This window comes from Salipiger sp. ABN3_019 (genome assembly GCF_056158605.1).
In genome coordinates this window covers 32,322-55,288 of sequence record NZ_JBSWTP010000006.1, presented here as the reverse complement: position 1 = coordinate 55,288, position 22,967 = coordinate 32,322, and the positions used below count along the sequence as shown (strand labels likewise).

At 63.7% G+C, this 22,967-nt stretch carries 15 protein-coding genes and 2 pseudogenes; 5 read left to right on the top strand and 12 right to left on the bottom strand.

Annotated elements, in window-relative coordinates; genetic code table 11:
* Complete coding sequence (locus tag ACXAD2_RS06625; RefSeq protein WP_475168441.1) at nt 1–1,026, bottom strand: ABC transporter permease; 1,026 nt, start codon at nt 1,024–1,026, stop codon at nt 1–3.
* 216 nt (nt 1,027–1,242) lie between these two features.
* Here ACXAD2_RS06625 and ACXAD2_RS06620 point away from each other — a divergent pair, with 216 nt between their 5' ends.
* The 4 genes from ACXAD2_RS06620 to ACXAD2_RS06605 all read left to right on the top strand — a co-directional run bounded on the left by ACXAD2_RS06620 (nt 1,243) and on the right by ACXAD2_RS06605 (nt 7,569).
* Nucleotides 1,243–2,973: a sigma-54-dependent Fis family transcriptional regulator gene (locus ACXAD2_RS06620; RefSeq protein WP_475168440.1), complete on the top strand. Its 1,731-nt coding sequence runs from the start codon at nt 1,243–1,245 to the stop codon at nt 2,971–2,973.
* Between the two features lie 139 nt (nt 2,974–3,112).
* Complete coding sequence (locus ACXAD2_RS06615; protein ID WP_475168438.1) at nt 3,113–4,912, top strand: NAD(P)/FAD-dependent oxidoreductase; 1,800 nt, start codon at nt 3,113–3,115, stop codon at nt 4,910–4,912.
* 66 nt (nt 4,913–4,978) lie between these two features.
* Complete coding sequence (locus ACXAD2_RS06610) at nt 4,979–6,037, top strand: 2,3-butanediol dehydrogenase (protein ID WP_475168434.1); 1,059 nt, start codon at nt 4,979–4,981, stop codon at nt 6,035–6,037.
* Between the two features lie 752 nt (nt 6,038–6,789).
* Nucleotides 6,790–7,569 (top strand): FadR/GntR family transcriptional regulator, encoded by a 780-nt coding sequence (locus ACXAD2_RS06605; protein ID WP_475168430.1) that lies wholly within the window; start codon nt 6,790–6,792, stop codon nt 7,567–7,569.
* 158 nt (nt 7,570–7,727) lie between these two features.
* On the opposite strand, the gene ACXAD2_RS06600 is transcribed toward ACXAD2_RS06605, so the two are convergent.
* The 7 genes and pseudogenes from ACXAD2_RS06600 to ACXAD2_RS06570 all read right to left on the bottom strand — a co-directional run bounded on the left by ACXAD2_RS06600 (nt 7,728) and on the right by ACXAD2_RS06570 (nt 15,283).
* Nucleotides 7,728–8,558, bottom strand: coding sequence for a carbohydrate ABC transporter permease (locus ACXAD2_RS06600; RefSeq protein ID WP_475168427.1), 831 nt, complete (start codon nt 8,556–8,558; stop codon nt 7,728–7,730).
* Nucleotides 8,555–9,442, bottom strand: coding sequence for a carbohydrate ABC transporter permease (locus ACXAD2_RS06595; RefSeq protein WP_475168425.1), 888 nt, complete (start codon nt 9,440–9,442; stop codon nt 8,555–8,557). Before ACXAD2_RS06595 ends, ACXAD2_RS06600 begins: the two co-directional genes overlap by 4 nt.
* 77 nt (nt 9,443–9,519) lie before the next feature.
* On the bottom strand, nt 9,520–10,806 hold the full coding sequence (locus ACXAD2_RS06590) for an extracellular solute-binding protein (RefSeq protein WP_475168422.1): 1,287 nt from the start codon (nt 10,804–10,806) through the stop codon (nt 9,520–9,522).
* A gap of 68 nt (nt 10,807–10,874) precedes the next feature.
* Entirely contained in the window at nt 10,875–11,948 is a 1,074-nt protein-coding gene (locus tag ACXAD2_RS06585) for an ABC transporter ATP-binding protein (protein WP_475168419.1), read from the bottom strand.
* Nucleotides 11,949–11,951: 3 nt separating this feature from the next.
* On the bottom strand, nt 11,952–13,457 hold the full coding sequence (gene arfA, locus ACXAD2_RS06580) for an arabinosylfuranosidase ArfA (RefSeq protein ID WP_475168415.1): 1,506 nt from the start codon (nt 13,455–13,457) through the stop codon (nt 11,952–11,954).
* Between the two features lie 243 nt (nt 13,458–13,700).
* Nucleotides 13,701–14,002, bottom strand: a pseudogene (locus ACXAD2_RS06575) (helix-turn-helix domain-containing protein); the annotation flags it as partial.
* Between the two features lie 363 nt (nt 14,003–14,365).
* Nucleotides 14,366–15,283: pseudogene (locus tag ACXAD2_RS06570) on the bottom strand (DUF6635 family protein).
* Nucleotides 15,284–15,602: 319 nt separating this feature from the next.
* On the opposite strand from ACXAD2_RS06570, the gene ACXAD2_RS06565 reads away from it, so the two are divergent.
* A complete protein-coding gene (locus ACXAD2_RS06565; protein WP_475168865.1) occupies nt 15,603–16,793 on the top strand; it encodes a Fic family protein in 1,191 nt (396 codons plus the stop codon).
* Between the two features lie 189 nt (nt 16,794–16,982).
* On the opposite strand, the gene ACXAD2_RS06560 is transcribed toward ACXAD2_RS06565, so the two are convergent.
* From ACXAD2_RS06560 to virB10, 4 genes are read right to left on the bottom strand one after another with little or no spacing between them, the layout of a single operon-like run.
* Nucleotides 16,983–18,599 carry an LPD7 domain-containing protein gene (locus ACXAD2_RS06560; RefSeq protein ID WP_475168409.1) on the bottom strand — a complete coding sequence of 539 codons (1,617 nt, stop codon included), beginning with the start codon at nt 18,597–18,599 and terminating at the stop codon, nt 16,983–16,985.
* Nucleotides 18,592–20,724, bottom strand: a complete 2,133-nt coding sequence (locus ACXAD2_RS06555; protein WP_475168408.1) for a type IV secretory system conjugative DNA transfer family protein — start codon at nt 20,722–20,724, stop codon at nt 18,592–18,594. The genes ACXAD2_RS06560 and ACXAD2_RS06555 overlap by 8 nt, the downstream gene beginning before the upstream one ends.
* Nucleotides 20,721–21,779 carry a P-type DNA transfer ATPase VirB11 gene (virB11, locus tag ACXAD2_RS06550; RefSeq protein ID WP_475168406.1) on the bottom strand — a complete coding sequence of 353 codons (1,059 nt, stop codon included), beginning with the start codon at nt 21,777–21,779 and terminating at the stop codon, nt 20,721–20,723. Before virB11 ends, ACXAD2_RS06555 begins: the two co-directional genes overlap by 4 nt.
* Entirely contained in the window at nt 21,779–22,966 is a 1,188-nt protein-coding gene (gene virB10, locus ACXAD2_RS06545; RefSeq protein ID WP_475168403.1) for a type IV secretion system protein VirB10, read from the bottom strand. Before virB10 ends, virB11 begins: the two co-directional genes overlap by 1 nt.
* Between the last annotated feature and the right edge of the window lies 1 nt (nt 22,967).

Genomic DNA, 22,967 nt, shown 5'->3' with positions numbered 1-22,967 from the left:
TCATCGGGTCCTCGGGTCGAAGATGCGGTACAGCAGGTCGGACAGGATGTTCAGCGCGATGAAAATCACGCCGACGATCAGCACGCAGGTCATCACCGCGTTCATGTCGCCGATCAGCAGGTTAGAGGTCAGGTATTGGCCAAAACCGGGCCAAGCGAAGACCGTCTCAATGAGCACAGCGCCCTCGAGCAACGCGCCGTAGGCGAGCGCCACGATGGTCACTAGCTGCACGCGGATGTTGCCAAAGGCATGACGCCAGACGGTCTGGCGGCGGCTGAGGCCCTTGACCCGCGCGGTGGTCACATATTCCTGTCCAAGCTGGTCGAGCATGAAGCTGCGGGTCATCCGGGTGATATACGCTGAGGACGAATAGCCGAGCAGCGAGGCCGGCAACACAATGTGGTTGAGCGCCGAGCGGAAGACGTCCCACTCCCCTGCCATGATGCTGTCGATCAGCAGGAAGTTGGTCGTCTCGGGCACCATGCCGATGTAGAATTGGCTCATCCGGCCCGAACCGCCGACCCAGCCAAGGCCCGCGTAGAAGATCAGTAGCGCGATCATCCCGGTCCAGAATATCGGCATCGAGTGGCCCATCAAGCTGAACACGCGGATCAACTGGTCTTGCCAGCGGTCCTTCTTCACCGCCGCGAGCACACCGAGCGGGATGCCGACACCAGCCCCGAAAAGGATGGCGAAGGTCGCGAGCTCGATGGTCGCGGGCAGCACGTGGAGGATGTCCTGAAGAACCGGCTGGCCGGTGCGGATCGAGGTCCCAAAATCAAATGTTGCCACATCGCGCAGGTAGACGAAGAACTGCTCCCACATCGGCCGGTCGAGGCCAAGTTGGCGGTACACCGTCTCGTAGACTTCGCGCGTCGCGTCCTCCCCGACGATGGCGCGGACCGGGTCGGTGGGCATGATGCGCCCGATCACGAAAGTCAGGATCAGTAGGCCGAATAGCGTGACGAGAACAGATTCCCCCTGCCCGGCCAGCGCCGCCCATCTGCGGCGGGTGTCGTAGGTCATGCCAGCTCCTCCTCCTTGATCCGGCACAGGGCGGCAAGCGCCCATGATGTGCGACAAACCTGTTATACAGGATTGTCGTTGTCAAGGATGCTCTATCCCCTGACACAAAGGTGCCTGAGGTGCTTTGCGGCAGGACAGCGCTCGGTGGCATCCACGAAAGTCTGTACTTCGACAGGCTGCGCTCGTGTTAGCATCTGTCGCCAAGAGGGTGGCATCATGAGCGAACGGCGACACGTCGAGGAGATCGAGCAGGTCTTGGGAGGCTCTCAGACCGGCCGAGACGGGTTCGTTTCGGCCTCTTGGCGGAGATGCGTCGAGCTTTACGGCATGGACCCCATGCGCCGCGATCCCGCTTACATCGTGACCGAGAGCGAGCTTCGCGACCATCGCAAGCAGGCGGAATGGATGATCGGTGCCGCGCGGTCCAGCCTGCAGAGCCTGTTCCGGCAGGTCGCGGGGCAGAACTACGTGCTGCTGCTCACCGATGGCAAGGGCGTCTGCGTCGACTTCTTCGGCGATGATCTCTTCGTCGACGATCTGCGGGCAGCCGGGCTCTACCTTGGCTCAAACTGGTCCGAAAACCTTGCCGGCACCTGCGGCGTCGGCGCCTGCATCGTCACGCAAGAACCGGTGACGGTGCATCAGGACGACCATTTCGGCAATGCGCATACCACGCTCAGCTGCACCGCCGCGCCGATCTTCGACAGTCTCGGCGGGCTTGCAGCGGTGCTTGACATCTCCTTGCTGCGCTCGCCGACCCCCAAGCGCAGCCAGAACCTTGCCATGAGCCTCGTGACCAATGCCGCGCGGCGCGTGGAGATGGCGAACCTGATGGCCGAAAGTCGCCGCGATTGGGTGCTGCGCCTGTCGGCCAGCCCGGAATTCCTCGACGTCGATCCCGAGTCTGCCGTTCGCCTTGATGGCGGCGGTCGCGTACTCGGTTACACTCGGGCCGCCCGGCGCCTGTTCCCAGACGGCGGCGAAGTGATCGGGCGGCGCGTCGACGAGGTGCTGGGGCTGAGCGTCGACGATCTGCCCGACCTGATGCGCGACCGTCCCACAGAAGAGCGGATCATCGAGATGCGTGACGGCGGCGCGCTCTTCGGCCATGCCATCGCGCCGCAGGCGCCGCGCACCGCACCGCGCAGCAGCCGCCGCGGCGGCCCTCTCGCGGGACTTGCCGGAGAAGACCCGGCGATGGCGCAACTGCTGGCGCAGGCGGCAAAGCTGGCCCGCACCTCGGTGCCCTTGCTGATCACCGGTGCCACCGGGACCGGCAAGACCAAGCTGGCCCATGCGATCCACATGGTCGGCACCGCCAATGGCTTCCTGTCTCTCGACTGCGCCGGGCTGTCGCCCGACGTTCTGCGAGAGGCCACCGCAACACTGACCGGCCCCACTACCCTCGTGCTGCGCCGCATCGAGGACTTGCCCGCCGACACGGCACCGACGCTGACCGCCGTTCTGGATGGTGGTCCTTGCCTGCGCCCGATCGTGACAACCTGCGCCGACCCCGCCGCCCTGGCATTGCCCGGCCCGCTGTTCCACCGGCTGGCCGGCGCGACCCTCCGGCTGCCGTCGCTGCGCCAGCGCCGCGATCTCGGCTGGCTGCTCGACCGGGTCCTGCATCGGCGCGCCCCCGAGGACATGCGGCTGGCGCCCTCGGCCCGTGCGGCGCTGCTCGGCCGCTCGTGGCCCGGAAACCTGCGCGAACTGGAACAGGTGCTCGACGTGGCCATTGCGCTCTGTGACGGACGGGTGATCGACCTGCCCGACCTGCCTGCGCCGGTCGACAGCCTGCCCGAACCGCCGGATGCCGAGGAGCAGCTTGAGCAGGTGATGGAGGCCTGCGGCTGGAACATGGCCCGCGCCGCGCGCCGCCTCGGCGTCAATCGCTCTACGGTCCTGCGGCGCCTGCGCAAAGCCGGCCTGCAGCCCCCAAGCTGAGCTGTTGCGCGCCGTTGCGCACGCAACATGCCGCAGCGCGGCGCCCATTTTTCGCACAGTCCGAGGCAACCTGCCGTAGAACGCCGCGCCAGCCTCCCGCGATACTCCTCGCAGAACAACGCGCAGAGGAGGAGACGCGATGCTCGATTCAACCACCGTGAGCCGCACGCAGGAGGTGCTCGACCGGCTCAACGCCGCCCTGGAGGAAGGCGACGTCGCCGCCGCAGCGGCCCTGTTTGCCACCGACAGCTATTGGCGCGATCTGATCTCGGTCAGCTGGAACCTCAAGACGGTCGAGGGCCCTGCGGGGGTCGCCGACATGCTTGGCGAGCAGCTCACGCAGACCCGTCCCGGCAATTTCCAAATTCAGCCGGGCGAGGTGCCTTCCGAGGACGGCGGCGTGATCACCGCGTGGATCACCTTCGAGACGGCCGCCGGACGCGGCTGGGGCCTGATGCGATTGAAGGATGACCGGATCTGGACGTTTCTCACCGCGCTGCAGGAACTCAAGGGCTTCGAGGAGAACCGCGGCACGCGCCGCCCGATGGGCGCCGAGCATGGCGCGCAGAAGAACCGCAGCAGCTGGAAGGAGCGCCGCGAGGCAGAGGAAGCCTCGCTCGGCTATGACACACAGCCCTATACGGTGATCGTCGGCGGCGGTCAGGGCGGCATCGCGCTCGGCGCGCGGTTGCGGCAGCTCGGCGTGCCGACCATCGTGCTCGACAAGCACGACCGTCCCGGCGACCAGTGGCGCAGCCGGTACAAGTCGCTCTGCCTGCACGATCCGATCTGGTACGACCACCTGCCCTACATCAAGTTCCCCGACAACTGGCCGGTGTTCACGCCCAAAGACAAGGTCGGCGACTGGCTGGAGATGTACACCAAGGTCATGGAGATCCCCTACTGGACGCGTACCACGGTCGAGAAGGCAAGCTTCGACGAGGCCTCGGGCACCTGGAGCGTGGAGGTGAACCGCGACGGCGAGAAGCTGGTGCTGAAGCCGACCCAGCTGGTGCTCGCGACCGGCATGTCGGGCAAGCCGAACCTGCCTCAGTTCCCCGGTATGGACAGCTTCAAAGGCACCATCCAGCACTCTTCGCAGCACGACGGTCCGGATGCCTGGAGCGGCAAGAAGGTGGTCGTGGTCGGATCGAACAACTCGGCCCATGACATCTGCGCGGCGCTCTGGGAAGCGGATGCCGATGTGACGATGGTGCAGCGCTCGTCGACGCATATCGTGCGCTCGGACACGCTGATGGAGATCGGACTCGGCGCGCTCTACTCAGAGGAGGCACTGGCGAACGGCGTGACCACCGAGAAGGCCGACATGATCTTTGCCTCGCTGCCCTACAAGATCATGCACGAGTTCCAGATCCCGCTCTACGACCAGATGCGCGAACGGGACGCCGAGTTCTACGCCGGGCTGGAAAAGGCGGGGTTCGATCTCGACTGGGGCGACGACGGCTCGGGGCTGTTCATGAAGTACCTGCGCCGTGGCTCGGGTTACTACATCGACGTCGGCGCCAGCCAGTTGATCATCGACGGCGAGGTGAAGCTGGTGAAGGGCCAGGTCGATCACTTCGACGAAACGGCGGTGGTGCTGGCCGACGGCACGCGACTTGAGGCCGATCTCGTGGTCATGGCCACAGGGTACGGCTCGATGAACGGTTGGGCGGCGGACCTCATCAGCCAGGAGGTCGCCGACAAGGTGGGCAAGGTCTGGGGTCTAGGGTCGGACACCACCAAGGATCCCGGCCCCTGGGAAGGCGAGCAGCGCAACATGTGGAAGCCGACGCAGCAGCAGAACCTGTGGTTCCACGGCGGCAACCTGCATCAGTCTCGGCACTACTCACTCTATCTCGCGCTGCAGCTGAAGGCCCGGATGGAGGGCTTGGACACCCCCGTCTACGGCCTGCAGGAAGTGCATCACCTGGCGTGATGCATTTCGCGCCCGGCTCCCTCCCGGGCCGGGCGCATACTCTTTTCAAGACTTGGAGAAAGACACATGAAAGCAGCACGTTGGTACGGCGTGAAGGATATCCGCGTCGAGGATGTGGCCGAGCCCGCCCCCGGCTCCGGCGAGGTGAAGGTCAAGGTCGCCTGGACCGGCATCTGCGGCAGCGACCTGCACGAGTACCTCGCCGGTCCGATCTTCGTGCCAGTGGGCGAGGACCATCCGCTCAGCCACGATCAGGCGCCGATCACCATGGGCCACGAATATTGCGGCGTGGTGACCGAACTGGGCGATGGTGTGACCGGGCTGGCTCCGGGTGATCGTGTCGCCATCGAGCCGATCTTTGCCTGTGGTAGCTGCCCGGCGTGCCTAGAGGGGAAGTACAACCTTTGCGACCAGTTGGGCTTCGTCGGCCTCTCCGGTGGGCATGGCGGGTTCGCCGCCCATTCGGTTGTCCCGGCGCGCATGGTGCACAAGATGCCCGACGCGCTGTCAATGGAGCAGGGCGCGCTGGTTGAGCCCGCCGCCGTGGCGCTGCACGCGGTGCGCCTGTCGAAGATCAAGGCGGGTGACATGGCAGCAGTATTTGGCGCCGGGCCGATCGGGCTGCTGGTGGTCGAGGCGCTGCGCGTTGCCGGGGCCTCGCAGATTCACGTGGTGGAACCCTCCGAGGTGCGTCGGCAGAAGGCGCTGGAGCTTGGCGCGACCAGTGCGATCGACCCGATGTCCGAAGACGCCGTCGCGGCGATCCGGGCGGCGACCGGCGGCGTGCACGTCGCCTTTGAGGTCACCGGCGTGCCGCAAGTCCTGCCGCAATACATCGACGCGACGCAGCACGAGGGTCAGACGTTGATCGTGTCGATCTGGGAGGGCGAGGCGTCGTTCCATCCCAACACGGCGGTGCTGAAGGAACGGCAGCTGCAGGGCACCATCGCCTATCGCAACGTCTATCCCGCGGTGATGGAGCTGATGACACAGGGCTATTTCAGCGCCGACAAGCTGGTGACCAAGCGAATTTGCATAGGCGAGATCGTCAGTGAAGGGTTCGAGGCATTGGTCGCCGAGAAATCGCACGTCAAAATCCTCGTCGAAGCGCCGGACTGGCACTGAAGTCAGGCCAGGAACCTGTTGCACTCAACGCCGAAGGACTGGCCAAAAGGAAGCTCCGCCAGCCTGCAACCTGAGCCGACTGCGACGGCGGCGCTTGGCCCTTCCTGCATGGTCTCCGCCTGGATAGAATGCGCGGAACGCGACCGTTCCCAAATCTATCCGAATGCCGACCCTCTGGGGCTTCGGGCCGTAGTGGCTGTGGTCGCGCGATAAATCACCTCAACCCCGCATGGCAGCTGGTCGTAGCCCGTCCATTCCTCGGTGGACGGCTCGTCGCCTTAGCGAAACTCTCAGCCGACGGCGTGCACTGAACCCGCCTGGGCTCCGGGCGCGTGAGTAACATATTGCAAGCGCTAATTTATCCATTCTCTGCATGCGGTTGGCAACTACATTAAGGGCGCTTGGCAAAGCAGCCCTGCGCCGGCCCCCAAAAGCACCTGATCTGAACACTTTGACAGACGCGACCGTGCTAGAATGTGCCGAGTTGGTTCGGATAAGGCCAAAATAAGTTCTAGGTACGTTTGATCTCAGAACCGATGAACTACGCACGTTTCGCGTTACTGCGGTTTCAGAGTTTCCCCGCTTTTAAACTTTACTTAAGATACGCGCCCACGATAGGGCATAATCTATCTGGAGGGTCCTGGCGCTCATTCTGACCCTGCTTGTCAAAACACATATAATTTTCTTTATACTTTTTACCGCATTGGCTCTACGCCAATTGACACCGCGTTGGCGCAGGCTAATGTCTCTATATGTCGGACAAATCAAACACCGCTGAGGTCGCCTTTGACACGCTCGCTGCGCCGGAAAAGCGCAAGAACGAGTCCATTGCCGATTGGCTCGGGCGCCAGATCGTCAGCGGTGTCGTCGCCGCGGGCGAGCCGATCCCGAAAGAGATGGATTTTCTGGCCCAGACCGGTATCTCGCGTGGCGCCTACCGCGAAGCACTGCGGCGCTTGGCGGGCAAAGGCATGTTGGTGACGCGCACCCGCAGCGGAACCCGGGTCACCCCGCACGAGCAATGGTCGCTCCTCGATCCCGACGTTGTGCGCTGGAGCTTCGAGAGCGGCACGCCGCCCGATTGGTATATCCGTGCGCTCTACGAGATGCGGGCGATGATTGAGCCGCCCGCCGCCGCCTTCGCCGCAAAGCGCCGCAGCGAGGAAGACCTTAAGCTCTTCCGCGACGCGCTGCATGCCATGCGATATTGCGACATGACCGAGGACAGCTGGCACAATGCCGACGCCAGTTTTCACCGCGCCATCCTGATCAGCTCTCACAATCCGGTTCTTCTGTCTTTGGCGGCAGGGATCACCGCTGCCGTCGCGCATACCACCGCGTTTCGGTACCGCGACATGTCCAATCCGCACACCCGCAACCCGGTCGAGGAACATGCGGCCGTGTTTGAAAGGATCGAGAACCGCGACCCGGTGGGCGCTCGCCGCCTGATGACCGAACTGGTGGACACGGCGCTGCTCGATTCCAAGGGGACAACGGTCTTCGATCTCGGGCTGCCAACGTTGAAGATCTGAACTGCCCCACGGGTCCCCCACTGTGCAGGCCTCCGTGCACCTGCGCTTTCACAAAATGCCCGCGTCTCAATATCCGCATCCAGCGGAAAAAATGCCCCCACCGACAAGCGGCGGGGCACAGTCCGGGAACCGCGGCACCCGGGAGGATACGGAATGCTTCAGCCCTTCACGCCGGACGAGATCATCACGGCTTCGGTCACGCGTTTCTGGAAGATCAGATAGGCGATGACCACCGGCGCGGCCGCCAGCAGCGCCACCGACATGATCCGCGCGTAGGCCACGCCGAAGGCGTCGTTGACCTGCGTAATTCCGACAGGAATGGTCATCATGTCCTCGGTGGTGATGACGAGGAACGGCCAAAGGAAGGCGTTCCAGCTCATGATGAAGGTGATGATGCCGAGCGCCGTGGTGATGCCCCAGTTGAGCGGCAGGTAGACCTTGAAGAGCAGCGTGTAGTCGCCGCCTCCGTCGAGCACCACTGCCTCTTTCATCTCCTTGGGCACCGCGTCGAAGAATTGCTTGTAGACAATGATCACCACCGGCACGACCAGCTGCGGCAGGATGATCCCGCCCCAGCGGTTGATCAGGTCGAGATCGTTCATCAGCACGAACTGCGGCACCACCAGCGCCTGCGCCGGAACCATGAAGCTGGCCAAAACGACGCCGTAGAGCAGGCGGCGACCGGCGAACTGCATCTGGCTGAGCGCATAGGCGCACATCATGCCGGTGAGCAGCACCACCGCGGTGATGATCACAGAGGTGCCGATGGAGTTGATGTACCAATCGACCAGCGAGGTATTGAACAGCGCATCCACGTAGGACGACAGATTGAACTCATCCGGGAAGAACCCCGCCGAGTCCGACACCACCCGGTTCTCCGAGCGGATCGAGGTGACGAAGGCCCAGTAGAGCGGGAAGATCCAGATCAGCCCGGCGACCAGTGTCGTTCCCGTGAGGGCGAGGTTTTCGAAACGTCTCTGCCGGGTCATTTGTCCTTCCCCCCGATGCGCAGGATCTGGAATTGCAGTACCGAGATCACCACGATGATCAAGAACAGCACAAGCGAGATGGCCGCCGCGTAGCCGCCATTGTTCAGCTGGAAGGCCTCGCGGTAGACCATCAGCAGCAGCACGTAGCTGGAGTTGAACGGCCCGCCTTCGGACAGAAGATAAATCTGGTCGAAAATCTTCAGCTGCAGGATCAATTGCAGGGTCAGCACCAGCGCGGTCACTGGCCAGAGCAACGGCCATGTCACCTTGAAGAACAGTTGCTTGCGCGTCGCGCCGTCGAGCTTGGCCGCCTCGTAAAGCTCCCCGGGAATGTTGCGCAGACCGGCGAGAAACAGCAGCACGTTGAAGCCGTTGGTCCACCAGATCGTCACCACCGCTACCGCGGGCATCACCCAGAAGGGGTTTTTGAAGACGGGTACGGGCTTGCCGGTGAAAAACTCGATGACCGGCTGCAGGATGCCGAACTGAAAGTCGAGCATCCAAGCCCAGATCTGCGTGACGACCGAGACCGGTAGCACATAGGGCATGAAAAACATCACCAGCGCCAGCGCCTGCATGCGCCCCGACAGCCGGTTCACTGCCAGCGCGATGATCAGGGCGATCACCGTCGTCGGGATCACCGTCAGCAGCACGAAGTAGCCGTTGTTGACCAGCGACTTGTAGAAAGGCTTGTCGGACAGCAGCCGCGCGTAGTTGTCGAGGCCCACCCATTCGCCGCCGCCGATCAGCGGGGCGTCGGTGAAGCTCATGCGGACCACCTCGATCACCGGATAGGCGAAGACCAGCGCGAAAATCGCCACGAAGGGCAGAATCAGCGAATATGCCACCAGCCTGTGCCGTGACCGGTTCCGGATCATGGCCATGTTATCAATTCTCCTCCCAGAGGGGTATTCAGCCCCCGTGCCGATGCGCGCGCGGGGGCCATGGCGCAGGGGGCGCCTCAGTTCATCCGGCTTTCCAGCTCGGACTTGACCTGCTCGACCGCGTCTTCGGGCGACAGGTAGCCGTGCATGGCGGGCGAGATGATGTTGACGGCGGCGTCATAAGCGGGCGAGGCCACGCCGGCGACTTCGCTGCGCGGATCATAGGTCGCACCATCGGCCAGCGACGAGTAGGTCGCGTTCGGCTCCATGGTCTTGAACTCATCGCTCTCGGCCACCGGCTTGTAAGCCGGGATGTGACCCGCATCGGCCCATTGGATGGCGTGTTTTTCCATCCAGCCGATCACCTGCATGACCGCCTCGCGCTTCTCGGGAGCCATCTCCTCGTCGCCCTGCACCGGGATCGCCCAGGCATGGCTGTCCGCCCAGGTGGTCTGGGTGTCCATCAATTTGGGGATCTCCACCGCCCCCCATTCGAAGCCGAGGTCACCGCTGGCTTCGAGGTCTTTCATCGTCGGCACTTCCCAAACGCCGTTCAGCTGGAACGCCGACTTGCCTGCTGTGAAGAGCGCCACCGAAGCCTCGTAAAGCGCCTGCTCGGGCTGCCAGCCCCGCTCGTGCCAGTTGGTCATGATCTCGACCGCCTGCACGGCCTTCTCGGCGCTGTCGCCGGGCAGCACTTCGCCGTTGTCCGAGATCAGCGTACCGCCCAGCTGCGAAAGCAGCGTGTAGAACACGCGGTAGGTGCCGCCGTCGTCGCCGGTGGCATAGGTGACCGGGCTTTCCGAGCCATTGTCGGCGGCGACCTGCATCGCTTCCTCGAAATCGGCGAGGCTCTCGATGCCGGTCAACTGGCCTTCCTCGTCGAGAAAGCGCGTCCCCTCAAGGTACGACTTGTTGTAGTAGAGCACGATGGAGTGGATATCGAAGGGCACTGCGTAAAGTGTGCCATCAGGCCCCTTGGCCGCGTCGAGCGAGCTGGCGAAGAAATCGCTTTCGCTGAGGCCCGCCGCCTCGAGATCGGCATCGGTGATCGGGGTAAGGACCCCTTCGCTGAGACCGAGCGGCATGCGCGAGAGGTGATAGGTCATCAGGTCCGGGCCGCGGCCCACGGCGGCGGACGTGCGCACCTTGGTGTAGAAGGGCACGCCCCATTCCAGCGTGGTGCCCTCGATCTGCACGTCGGGGTGTTCCTCGTTGAACTCCTCGATCAGCGCTTTCATGCGCACGCCGTCGCCGCCCGCAAAGAAATCCCACCACGTGACGGTCTGCTGCGCGAAGGCGGGCATGCCGATACCGGCAAGCGCCGCGATTGCAGAGACCTGTGCCAATGTCTTCAGTTTCATTCGGTCCTCCTCCTTGACCGTGAGGCGAAAGGCGCCTCGTCCTGTTTGGGTCCGCCCTCCAGCAGACCCTATCGAAGCCTCTGCCCCTCGGGCGTGAAGGCAAAAACCTTGTCCGGCTCCGCCCCGATATTGAGCCGCTGACCTTCCAGTCGGTCGCGGCTCCCGCGCCGTTCGAATACGATGTCCGCGCCCGTCGCAGAGCGCGTGTGCAGATAGGAATTGCCGCCTAGCTCCTCGGCCACCTCCACCGTCACCGGCAAGCCGCCAGTCTCAGTCGGGGCGAGATGCTCGGGCCGAACGCCCAGCACAACGCGGCTGCCCTCGGCTGGTTTCGGCCCTTGCAGCGCCGCGCGCAGCACGCCCTCTTCGGCCTGCGCCGTGATAGAGCCGGTGTCGCTGCCGGTGACCACGGCGTCGACAAAATTCATCGCCGGAGAGCCGATGAACCCGGCGACGAAGCGGTTGTCGGGGTCGTCATAGAGATGCAGCGGCCGCCCGGCCTGCATCACGTGGCCGCCCTTCAGCACGAAGATGTCGTCGGCCAGAGTCATCGCCTCGACCTGATCATGGGTGACATATATCATCGTCGCGCCGATCTGCCGGTGCAGCCGCGTCAGCTCGAGCCGCATCTGCACCCGCAGCTCGGCGTCGAGGTTCGACAGCGGCTCATCGAACAGGAACACCTCGGGCTCGCGCACTATAGCGCGGCCGATGGCGACGCGCTGACGCTGCCCGCCCGAGAGCGCCGAAGGTTTCTTGTCGAGATGATCCGTCAGTTGCAGGATCCGCGCCGCCTCGCGCACCTTTTCCTCGCGCTCGTGGCGCGGCGCACGGGCAAGACGCAGCGAGAAGCCCATGTTTTCGGCCACCGACAGGTGCGGGTAGAGCGCGTAGCTTTGAAACACCATGGCGACGCCGCGCTTGGCGGGCTCCACATGACTCACGTCGCGCCCGCCGATCTCGATGGTGCCGCCGCTGCTTTCCTCCAGCCCGGCAATCATCCGCAGCAAAGTGGATTTGCCGCAGCCCGAGGGGCCGACGAAGACCCCGAACTCCCCCTTCGGAACCTGCAGCGACACGTCTTTGATGACATCATGCGCCCCGAAGGATTTCTTCACGCCTGTTAGCTTCACGCCCGACATGGCTTACACCTTAAGCCGGACGACATGGTAGGACAGCGGCGCGAGCGAGCCGCCAAGCGTGCTGTCCTCGACTGCAACGCCACTGCCCTGCGCCGGGGCGATGGCCTCGCTGTCTGGCCCGTTCGTCGCGCGCAGATCGTGGCCCGCCATCACCTGATGATCCAGCACCGACGCGCCCTCGAAGCCGGTCAGCGCCAGCCGCAGATCGGCGGTTTCGGTCAGGTGCCGGTTGACGATGAACAAAGTGACGGTGCCGCCCGCCGGGTCATGGGTCGCCGCCACGTCGAGATACGGCACATCGTCGGCCACCGCGCAGTCATAGGTCGGCGCGTCCACCGAGACCCGCAGCGCGGTACCGCGCCCGTAAAGCGAGGCAAGCTGGTAGGGCCAGTAGATCGACTGCCGCCAAGCCTTGCCGCCTTTGTCGGCGCGGATCGGCGCGATGACATTGACCAGTTGCGCGATACAGGCGATCTTCACCCGGTCCGAGCGTCGGATGAACTCGTTGAGCAGGCAGGCGACGAACAGCGCGTCCTCGAAATTGTAATCCTCTTCCAGCAGTTCCGGCGCTTCCGGCCAGTCCCAGCTTTTCCAGTTCTCAGAATCCTGCTGACGCTTGTGGTACCAGACGTTCCACTCGTCGAAGCAGATGTAGACGTCGTTCTTGGCGCGCTTCTTGGCCTTAACGAAGTCGATCACCCCAGCGATGGACTGGATATAGCGGCCCGTCTCCTCGACCTTGCCGAAGAAGTTCAGCGTGTCGTTGCTGGAGTTGCCAAAATACTTGTGCAGCGAGATGTAGTCGACGTTCTCGTAACATTCTTCGAGCACGCCGCGCTCCCAGTCGGGATAGGTCGGCATCTCGTCGTTGGACGAACCGCAAACGATCATTTCGGCACCGGGAGTGAGCTGGCGCAACGCCTTGGCGGTCTCGTCGGCAAGGCGGCCGTATTCCTTGGCTTCCTTGTGGCCGATCTGCCAAGGGCCGTCCATCTCGTTGCCAAGGCACCACATTTTCACGTTGTAGGGCTGTTCCACGCCGTGGCTGCGGCGCAGATCGGACCAATGCGTACCGGACGGGTGGTTGACGTATTCCATGAAGTTGCGCGCGTCCGAGATCCCGCGCGAGCCGAGATTGACCGCCAGCATCATGTCGATGCCAAGATCTTCGGCCCAGATCGCGAATTCATTGATCCCGACCTGATTGCTTTCCTTGCTGCGCCACGCAAGGTCGAGCCGCACCGGACGATCCTCCTTCGGCCCGATCCCGTCCTCCCAGTTGTAGGCCGAAACGAAGTTGCCGCCCGGGTAGCGAATGGCGGGGATTTTCAGGTCCCGCACCATCTGCGCCACGTCCCGGCGGAAGCCATGCTCGTCCGCCTGTGGGTGCCCCGGCTCGTAGATGCCGGAATAGATGGCCCGGCCCATGTGTTCGATGAACGCGGCATACAGCCTGTCGTCAATCTGTGCGATTTCAAACGCGCGATGGATGGCAGCAGTGACCCGCATCCGACTCTCCTCCTTATTTGTCCTACAAAAGAACGGCAAGGCGGCGCGCTGTCAACAGGTGTTCCACCTCGCCGGAAAATCAGCAGCGAAAGGTCCATGTTTCCTGGGGTTTTCTTTCGAGGCCGCCGGCTGCCGAAAGCAAAGCCGGGCCCGGGCTCGCGCTGGGGCGTCCGGGGATCGCAAGCGGTCGCAACCGCGGCCGAGGCCGTGGTTAAAAAAACACGCAGCACAGGCAGAGCCCAATGCTGCTTGGTCCAGAGACCAACCTTCCTTCAACGGTCGATTACGGCTTCGCGCAAGGCAGGAAGCCAGTTGAGCTTGCGTCGCCCTGCACGACGCTCAGTCGCCGATTTGTGCGCCACGACACCATAGTAGCCGTTCAGCTCCGGGAGCTCGTCAGCGACAAAACCATTACGCTTGATCTCTCGGTAGACGCTGGACCTGTGACGGCCGAGTTCAGCGGCAATCCTACTGACTGGCAGCTTTGCGTTCAGCATCTCTTCGATACTGCGCCGGCCACGAAGGACTGACTCTGTGTCCGCCATCATCCGTCCTCCTTCCTGTCCAGCAAGATAGGGAATTGTCGCAATGGAGTTTAGAATGTGCCCGCTCTATCGCTGTGCTGCGGATAACGTCGAAATATGTAACGAGGTCTGCCGTGCCCAGTCAGCCCATTCCGCGATCATCAGCTCTAGGAATGAGTTCGCGACCAAGCGGGGTACCCCAACTGGGCAGGGGAAGGCTAACGGCATTGGGTCTAAAGACTGCGAGATCGTCCAGAAGATGCTCGGAAGGAAAAGGCCACGCAAAGCTACCGCTCGCTCCAACGAGGAGTGGGCCCATGCCGGACACCTGGTACTTTTGGTGCTTGGGCGATGACGCGTGTTCAGGGCTGATCCAGGCTGACCTCAGCGGAAGTGCCTGAACAGTCCGCCGGCGATATCGGCGATGTCGAAGACCCGCGCATAGAGGTGTTCGCGCGCCGCGAAGGTCACCGAGTCCGACCCCGACATATCCCGCTCCACCGCGGTGACCAACCGACGCAGACGTGCCTGGTGAACACCGAGCCGGGTCTGGACGGGATCGGCAAGGATGCCCGCAAAGGCCGTTAGGACGGCCGCCGATACGATCAGCATCAGGGCGACCGTGACAATGGCCAGAGGCGAAGCGCCGACAGGCAATGCGCCATACCAGAGGCCGCCCAGCCCACGCCCGAGTGGGAAGTTCCCGATCGCGGCGTCCATGGCATAGCTATCGGCCAGCGCAGGCGCTAGAGACAGCATGCCCGGCGTCAGGCGAAGGAACAGCCAGGCCCCGAAGCAGATTGTCAGCAGCGCCGTGGTCATTTCGGCCACGGCCGACCGGGTGCCGGTTTAGGTCTTGATAGTCGCTGCGGCCGGCTCCGCCCGCCTGCGCGTTTCATCTTCGCTGAGGGAAGTGTCATCTCGAAGAGGAGGAGCCTCGGCGAAGCGATCGGCGATAGAGCGTCCCGGACCGTCCGGCAGGGCAAATACATGCTCGAGAAGCCCCTCCTCCACCGTGCGAGCCGTGCGCGTGGGCAGGATCAGATGGACGCGCCTCAAAAGGGCTGCAGCGCGTCTCAGGCGCACCGCGCGCAGCAAGAGTGAAATGAGGCGCAGGAGCGCATGAAGGGGCGCCAAGACCACGTTGAGCGGAGCACAGAGGACATCCAAACCCAGGGCCCTGCGATGCAGCCGGGCCGAGCCCGCGAGGGAGAAGGTCGATTTGGCATAATTATCGACGCGTGCCCGCGCTGCAGAAAAGTAGTCCTTGGGCTCCGAAGGCTGGATCGCGCCGCGCTGCATTTTGTCCTCTCATCGGGCCAAGCCCCCTGCCCGCCCTGTTTGCAAATAAGGTGACCGCGGCTGGCTTCCAAGCCATGAGCAATACCTAGCATGCCTCCACACGGACGCGGCCCCGCCGCAAAAGCACTGTCTGGCCGTAGTTTATCTCCTTCACCGGCTCGGGAAGCCTCATCGGGACTTCTAGCGGTCGGGCGGAGTGGCAGGAAATAGTGGCGTGCCCTAGTGGCATAAAATTGCAATAAACTTGAATAAGCCTCCATACTGCAGATACTTAGACAAGCAACTTAGTGGCACGAAATGGAGTTCCGGAGTGGCCGAGATGATCATCGCCCCAACGCGAATCGAGCCCGCCCGGATCGAGGATCTGCCGATCAAGCTGGCGGACTCCGCCCTGGCTTTAGCGACGGCTGCCACAAAGCTGGGTCGAAACTTGCCCGCCGAGACCTTGGCCGAGGTTGCCTCAATGATCCGGGTGATGAACAGCTACTACTCGAACCGGATCGAGGGCAACAACACCCGGCCCCGGGAGATTGAGCGCGCCTTGTCAGGCACTTTTGATGCCGACCCGAAGCGCCGCGCCCTGCAACAGGAAAGCGCCGCCCACGTCTGCATCCAGGCGCAGATCGATGCGAAGGCCGCAGCCGGCACGCTCGAGGATCCGACCGGACCCGACTTCATCCGCTGGCTTCACGCTGAATTTTACCGGGACCTCGACGCCTCCGCCCTGACGATCCGGGAAGGCGCGCACCCGGTGGTCATGGTGCCGGGAGAATGGCGTGACGGGGACGTGGAGATCGGCGAGCATGTACCTCCGCCCCATGACAAGGTGCCGGCCTTCATGGATCACTTCCATGCGCGCTTCCGGCTTGACTGGCTGCACGGGCAGACGGCCCGGATCCTCGCGGTGGCCACGGCCCACCACCGGCTCAACTTCATCCATCCGTTCTACGATGGCAACGGCCGCGTCAGTCGGCTCATGAGCCATGCTCTGGCCCATCATGCCGGGATCGGTGCCAGCGGCCTCTGGTCGGTCTCCCGGGGGCTCGCCCGCGGACTGGAGGGAGGTCTACCCGGGCGCGACGAGTACAAGTCAATGATGCATCTGGCCGACCGGGTTCGGCAGGGCGATCGCGACGGGCGTGGCAATCTCTCCCTGGCGGCACTAACCACCTATACCGACTGGTTCCTGAAGGTTTGTCTCGACCAGGTAGAGTTCATGGACGAGCTTCTGGGATTTGACGGGATGGGCAAGCGTCTCGCGCGCTATGCGACAAGCCGCGACTTCCGTGCCGGCGCGTCCGATCTGTTGCGGGTAGTCCTCGTTCGGGGCGAAGTTGACCGCGGCCATGCAGCGGCCATCCTGGGCGTGGCCCCGCGCACCGCACGCGCCGTTATCAAGGAACTCACCGATGATGGGGTGCTGGGATCCACCACGCCCCGCGCGCCCCTGCAACTGCGCTTCCCCAGTCAGACGCACGAGATGCTTTTCCCCCGCCTCTTTGAAGCCTGATGCCGCACGTCACGGGCGCGAGATCTACCTCAGGTGGAGCTAGGGTCCGCGGACCAAAGCGCCGTCAATGGCATAGTGCCGAACGCATCGAGATTTGGAGTTCCAGCCAGACCAAGGCCGCAACTCCCAAGAGCATGCGGACAGGACCCAATTCAGAAATCCCGCAACCCACCACGGCACGCGCGGCATTCACCGCTCCTTTCCCTTCTGCACCCCACGCCCCCGATCTTTCTCAGCCACCTGCCCGGTAATCTGCGCCGTCCTCTCCTGCTCCCTGGAAACATTCGCCAAGCTCTGAACCCGCACCGACTTGCCAGCCTGCAGCCCCTGCGACAGGAGCTTGGCGACATTCTCTCGCGCCGCCTCGCGATCCTTTTCCGACACCCCGCCGGCCCGCATCCGCGCGTCCATATGCGCCAGCACGCTGGCAGGGCCTTTGACAGCCTGATCGCCGGGCTCGTAGTGCTTGATGCGATCCTCGAGACGTTCTGAAGACATTTCCTGCTCCCGTGTTTTGTCGGACACTCCACTTCCCTCCTCTGCTGAATTTGCCGACTTTTCCTGTGGCTGCGCCTCAACGACACTCGGCTCGCCCCGATTGATCTCTGCCGCTCGCTCAATATCCCGCGCATCCCAAAGACGCCGATGCCCCTGTCTTTCGACCTGTTGGCCAGTCTTCTTGTCGACGGTCTTGTAGGTCACCGGCTCTACCCCCGGCGAATACAGCGTCACCTGATCCCCAGTCTTGAGGTCATGTTTCTCGACAGCGTCCGGCAGAGTCACGCTCCAGAGACGCTCTGCTTTTCCGCCCTCGCGCGTGAGTTCGATGAATGGCACGGGATCGGCGCCTTCGCGATTGCGGTAGGGTGCAGAGCCGATTTCGGTGATCGTGCCGGTGATCCCCTCGGCGAAGTTGGCGCGCGGCATCCGCACCACGTTTCCGTCCTTCGCCGGCCCGTCAGATCGCAACGACCCTGCTGTACTGCCGCCGCGCTCGATCTGCTCACCATCCGTGCGTTCGAGCACGCGCTCGCCGAGCATCTGCCCCCGACGACTGGCTTCTTCGCGATCCTTCTCGGACGGTCGATAACCCTGGACCTTCAGGCCCTGCGCCGTGCCCTCGATCCACATCTCGCGGCGAAACTCTTCCGGACCCCGGGCTGTGAGGTTCTGCCAGCCGCGGTGCGCCGCGAGCTCGATCATGTCCATCGCGGTGCCGCGATCTGCGTTGCGGGTACTGAGCCGGTCGCCCGTGTCGCTGATTGCCGGGCGGGCGTCTTCGTAGGATCGATAGAGTTCCTGCTGATGCGCGGCCTTCGTCACCAGGAAACGGTCATGGTAGCTGGCTGGAAGGGAGAACCGATCCTCCCCCGCCCGGGCTTTCGTGGCCTCGTCCGGCGCGATCGCCCCCACGCCCTGGTCCTCCCGCGCTGTTGCGGCGACCTCGGCCGCCCGGAATTTCACGGTGTTCTCGCGCTTCTGCTCCGCAACGCGCTCATGATACGCGGTCCAGAAGTCGAGGTCGGTCTCCCCAAACCCTTCACGGGATTTGGAACCGATCTCCTTCGTCGAAACCTCGGGCAAGCTCTTCAGCGCCGGCACCGATTTCTGCACGTCTGTCCCGATGGTAACGGTCGAGGCCAGTGTGCGTACGCCCTGCCCCACTGCCTCGATGACCCGCGGCTGCTGTCCCGCATCCGCATCGGAGAATGCCCGTCCCGCCTCCGCTGCCGTGGCAAACCGCGCCACGGTGTCATTGCCGGCGTAGGAAAGGGTGAACCCCACCTCGTTCTGTTTCTCAGCCATGGTCATCCCTTTCGTCGCCCTGCTGGTTCGCGATGTCGCCGCATCCAAAGGCCTCGAGCAGTTCGATGGCGCCTTCTTTCGTTCCGATCGTTCCGGCGGTGTTGAGCTCTGCAATCTTTGCCTGTTGCTGATGTCCCGTCAGGCTCAGCCGCTCGTAGGAAATCGTGCTCGGATCAGCGATCTCCGCGTCGGACATCGGCACTTCCGCGGGTTCGCCGTTGGCGATGTTCTCCGCATGAGCGGCCTGCAGGCTGAGGATGTGATCGACCTTTTCCTGCATCTCCGCCTGGCGCGCGATCAGCATGGCGTTCTGCGCCTTGACCAAGGCGAGCTCGCGCTCGAGCGTGCTGCCAGCAATGGACGGAACATGCGGCGCCGGCATCTTCGTGCGCTTGAGCAAAGCAGCTTCCGCATAATAGCGGATCTTCTTTGCCTTGATCGGCGGGTGGCCACCGACCAGCACCAGGGCCTCGCTCTGGTCCATCTGCAGCAGTTCCTGCGGCAACATGAGAGACCGCCGCTGCTCGCTCTGGCTGACGGTCGTGCCCTGGCGATTGGCCAGGTATTTGGACTTGCTCTCGCTCTCCACCTCGACACCCAGAGTGCCGAGCCGCTCGGAGAGGTTCTTCGCCTCTGTCAGCCCCTTGGGCGTGAAGACAATGCTGACGCCAGAGTTGTCCATGTAGGCATCGGCGCCGTCGCGACCGTAGATATCGGCAAGCTGCGCCGGGGTCTGCACGATGGTCAGCACCTTGAGACCATAGCCGGCAAAATAACCAATGCCGCGCTTGAAGGCGGGCAGCTCGCCCACCGAAGCGAACTCGTCCATGCAAAGGAGCACCTTGTGCCGCAGCGCCGGATTTTGCTCGGGAAGTTCCTGCATGTTCGCATCGACACAGGACTGGAAGAAGAAATTCATCAGCGGCGCGAGGCGGCCAAGGTTGTTCGGCGAGATGCCGACATAGATGGACATCGGCTTGCGCCGCAGGTCGGCAAAATCAAAGTCCGACGCCGCGGTCGCCCGGTCCAGCATGGGGTTCGCGAAGAGCCCGAGATTGGCGGTGATGGTCGACTTGACGCTCTCGAAGGTATTCTCGCTCTTCGACAGGAAGTCGTTCAGCGTCGAGACAGTCTGCACCGAGAGCGGCCGTTCAGATTTCGCGCGGTCCTCGATGCGGTTGCGGAACGTCTTTGCAAACGACGGGGTCAGCGTAAGCTGCCGGTAAATCTCCCCAAGCGTGAATGGCTGCTCGGGGGCTTCGGCGAGATAGCCACCGACGCCGACAAAGGCGGTCTGCGCCGCCCGGTCGAAAAACGGGTCCTTGGACGCCACCGGGATGAAGAGATCGGCCAGGCGCTGCAGGTCTTCAATCTGGAACTCCGTGCCCCGACGTACGGTTGCCAGCGGATTCCAGCGGTGTGTCTTGCCGGAAGGCTCTAGCGGATCGAAGAGGAAGACTTCCTGCCCTCCCGACTTACGGAAACCGGCGGTCAGTGCCCAGTTCTCCTTCTTGATGTCGAGAATGACAGCGGAGCCTGGCCAGTTCAGCAGGTTCGGAATGACCACACCGACACCCTTCCCCGAGCGGGTCGGAGCATAGAGGAGCACGTGCTCATCCCCGCCATACAGCAGCAGGTTGTGGGCGTTGAGGTGCCCCGCCTTGTGGATCTTGAGCTTCCCGCCGTGCTCGACCGCCCTGCCCCATCTGTCCACGGGCTTGCCGTAAGTCTTGTGGGGGCGCGCCGAGGTGAAGCCCGCGATCAGACCGGCGCTCGAGCGCATGCCCGCGCCCCGGATGTCGCGCTCGCGGGCAAACTCGGCCCTCCCGTGGACATTCGGCTTGGGCTTAGCCTTGAGGATAGCCGCTCCCAGGACAGCAGCAGGTAGAAGCCCGGCATAGCCGGCAAGCTTGACCCACTTCAGGGTCTCGGGATCGGTGTATCCGGCGAGCGCCGCGCGCGGCCAGAGGAGCAAGTCGCGGGGCAGATGCACCGGAACGTTGAGGCCCCACTGCAGGGCGTAGGCCGAGGTCATGAGCCCGCCCACCACGCCAATGCCGGCGGCGGCGGTGATTGCGGCGGCACGCGCCGGCGTGCCGAGCCGATGCCAGTTCTGAACAATCATGCCCCGCCTCCCAATTTCCGAGCAGGATCGAAGTGGATCTCGGTGACGCGGCGCCCCACCTCGGTGCGTTTGAGCTGCACGACGACATCGACCATGTGGATCAGCATCTCCTTGATTTCGCGGCGACTGAGATCCCGGCCGGCGTCGCTTTCCTTGACCAGAAGTGCCATCTGCTCGAAGGCGAGCGCGGGAGAGTTTGCGTGGATCGTCGTGATCGATCCGCCGTGGCCGGTGTTGACGTTCCGTAGGTAGTAAAAGGCCGCGGCATCCCGCAGCTCCTGTAGGAAGATCCGGTCCGGGCGCATGCGCAGGGCGCTTTCCAGAAGATCGCGGGCGGTGATGCGCGCCGGGCCCTGCTCCCCCTTGGAGTAGATCAGCCGCACCACGTTCAGATGCGGCAGGTCGAACTCGAGCGTGTCTTCGATCGTGATCAGCCGCTCGTGCGCCGGGATGAGTGGGAGCAACGCTTTGGAAAACGTGGTCTTGCCCGAGCCGGTGGCGCCAGAGACGAGGATGTTCTTCTTCGCCCGCACGGCCGAGGTCAGGAACGCCGGCCAGCTGCCGTCGCGGTGCTGTGAAATAAGGCGCTCGTCCTCCGCACTCAACCCGCCGTCCGTCGAACAGCTTTTGATAGCCTCGAACATGCCCTGGGCCATCAGATCGTCGAGCGTGTAGCTCTTCTGGGCCGGCTTCCGGATTGTTATGCTGATCGTGCCGTCGGGCACCGCGGGCGGCAGGACGATCTGAATCCGCTCGCCGCCCGGCAGGGCGCCAGACAGGAGCGGGGTCTGATCATTGACCTGCTGGCGCGTCCAGCTCCCGACGGTGGCGACGAGACCCTGCAAAAAGGAATATGTGAACGCCGGGGCGGAGACTTGCTCCCAGGTTCCGGAGGCGTCTTCGACGAACACCTCTCCGGGACGGTTGATGCAGATCTCGAGCACGTCGCTCCGCCCGAGCCAAGGCGCAAGCGGTGCCAGGTGGGAGGCAAGAGCCGAGGGCACGTCCCTGCTGGCAGCTCTCGGCTCTGCAAGACCCGTGTCACGCACCTGCATCATCGCAGCCGGTACACGCTGGAGAAATCAAGATCGCGGGCCACCATGACCGAGACCTCTTCACCCTGGTTCTTGCGCAGGATGACCGGCACATCGATCGTGCTCTCGAGCTCGGTCTCCGCAAGGCTGCGCGCTGCGTCGCGCGTGTTCTCATAGCTGCTCTCGTCATCCGTGCCCGAGCGGGTCGCGAGGATCAGCGCGTCATCTATGATCGACAGCATCATCGTGCCGCCGAAGCGCGTCCAGAACTGGGTGTCGATGTCGCCTTCAAAACCAGTGCGTCCCAGCGCGTCGGTGCCGGGCGAGCCCAGGTTCACGATGACCCCGGCCGGCGTCTCGGCCCGGGTCCACAGAACGAAGAGTCGCTTCTGCCCACGTTGCAGACCGCCCCGGTACTCGCCAACGATCTTTGTGCCGCGGTCGAGAAGGATGACAGCGCCGGTGGTGGCATAGACATCATCCGTGACGGTGCAGCGCACCATACCGGGCGCGGTGGAATCCATCGCCGTGTCGAGCGCGCAGGGGATGACGGTGCCTTGGGTGACCGTCAGGTTCGGATGGGCCAGCACTCGAGCCTGCTCGGCCCCGCGCGTGCCGGTAACCAGTTCCGCGGCCAGCCCTGAGAGTTCGCGTCCGGCACCTTCGGCAGTTCCCCCGCCGAAGAACGTTGGTGCCGCGCCTTCTGCGGACGCTGCGCCTTGCGCAATGCCTCCCACAGCTGAGGTCCTTGTGCCCGCATGCACCATGAGCGGGGCGCGCTTCGAGGCCTCAAAGAGCTGCTCGGCTTCGCTGGGTTCTGATGACTGGCTCTGCTGCTCTTCCTGACGCGCGCGTTCAATGGGTCCGAGCGCCTCGGGATCCTCTGCTGCCGCGGGCTCCTCATCAGGCTCAGGCGCGGATGTCGTCTCGTCCTGCCCCGGAAGTTCCGCGGGTAGGAAATCTTCCGCGGTGCGGATCGTGCTGGCCCTACGCTCCCTCTCCTCTTCCGGGGCAGGCTCGGCGTCCCTCGGCCATTGCAGGAAGGCCATTGCCCCGAGGAACACGATGCCCGTCGCGACCAGAAGCTTCTTGTTCTTCTCGGTCAGCCCTGCGGATTTTGCCCCTGCGAACGACGAGATGCCCCGCTCGCCCGGAAGGGTGGCCTCTGCGACCTCCAGCGTTTCATCCGAATTTTCGGTCTCGGCCATG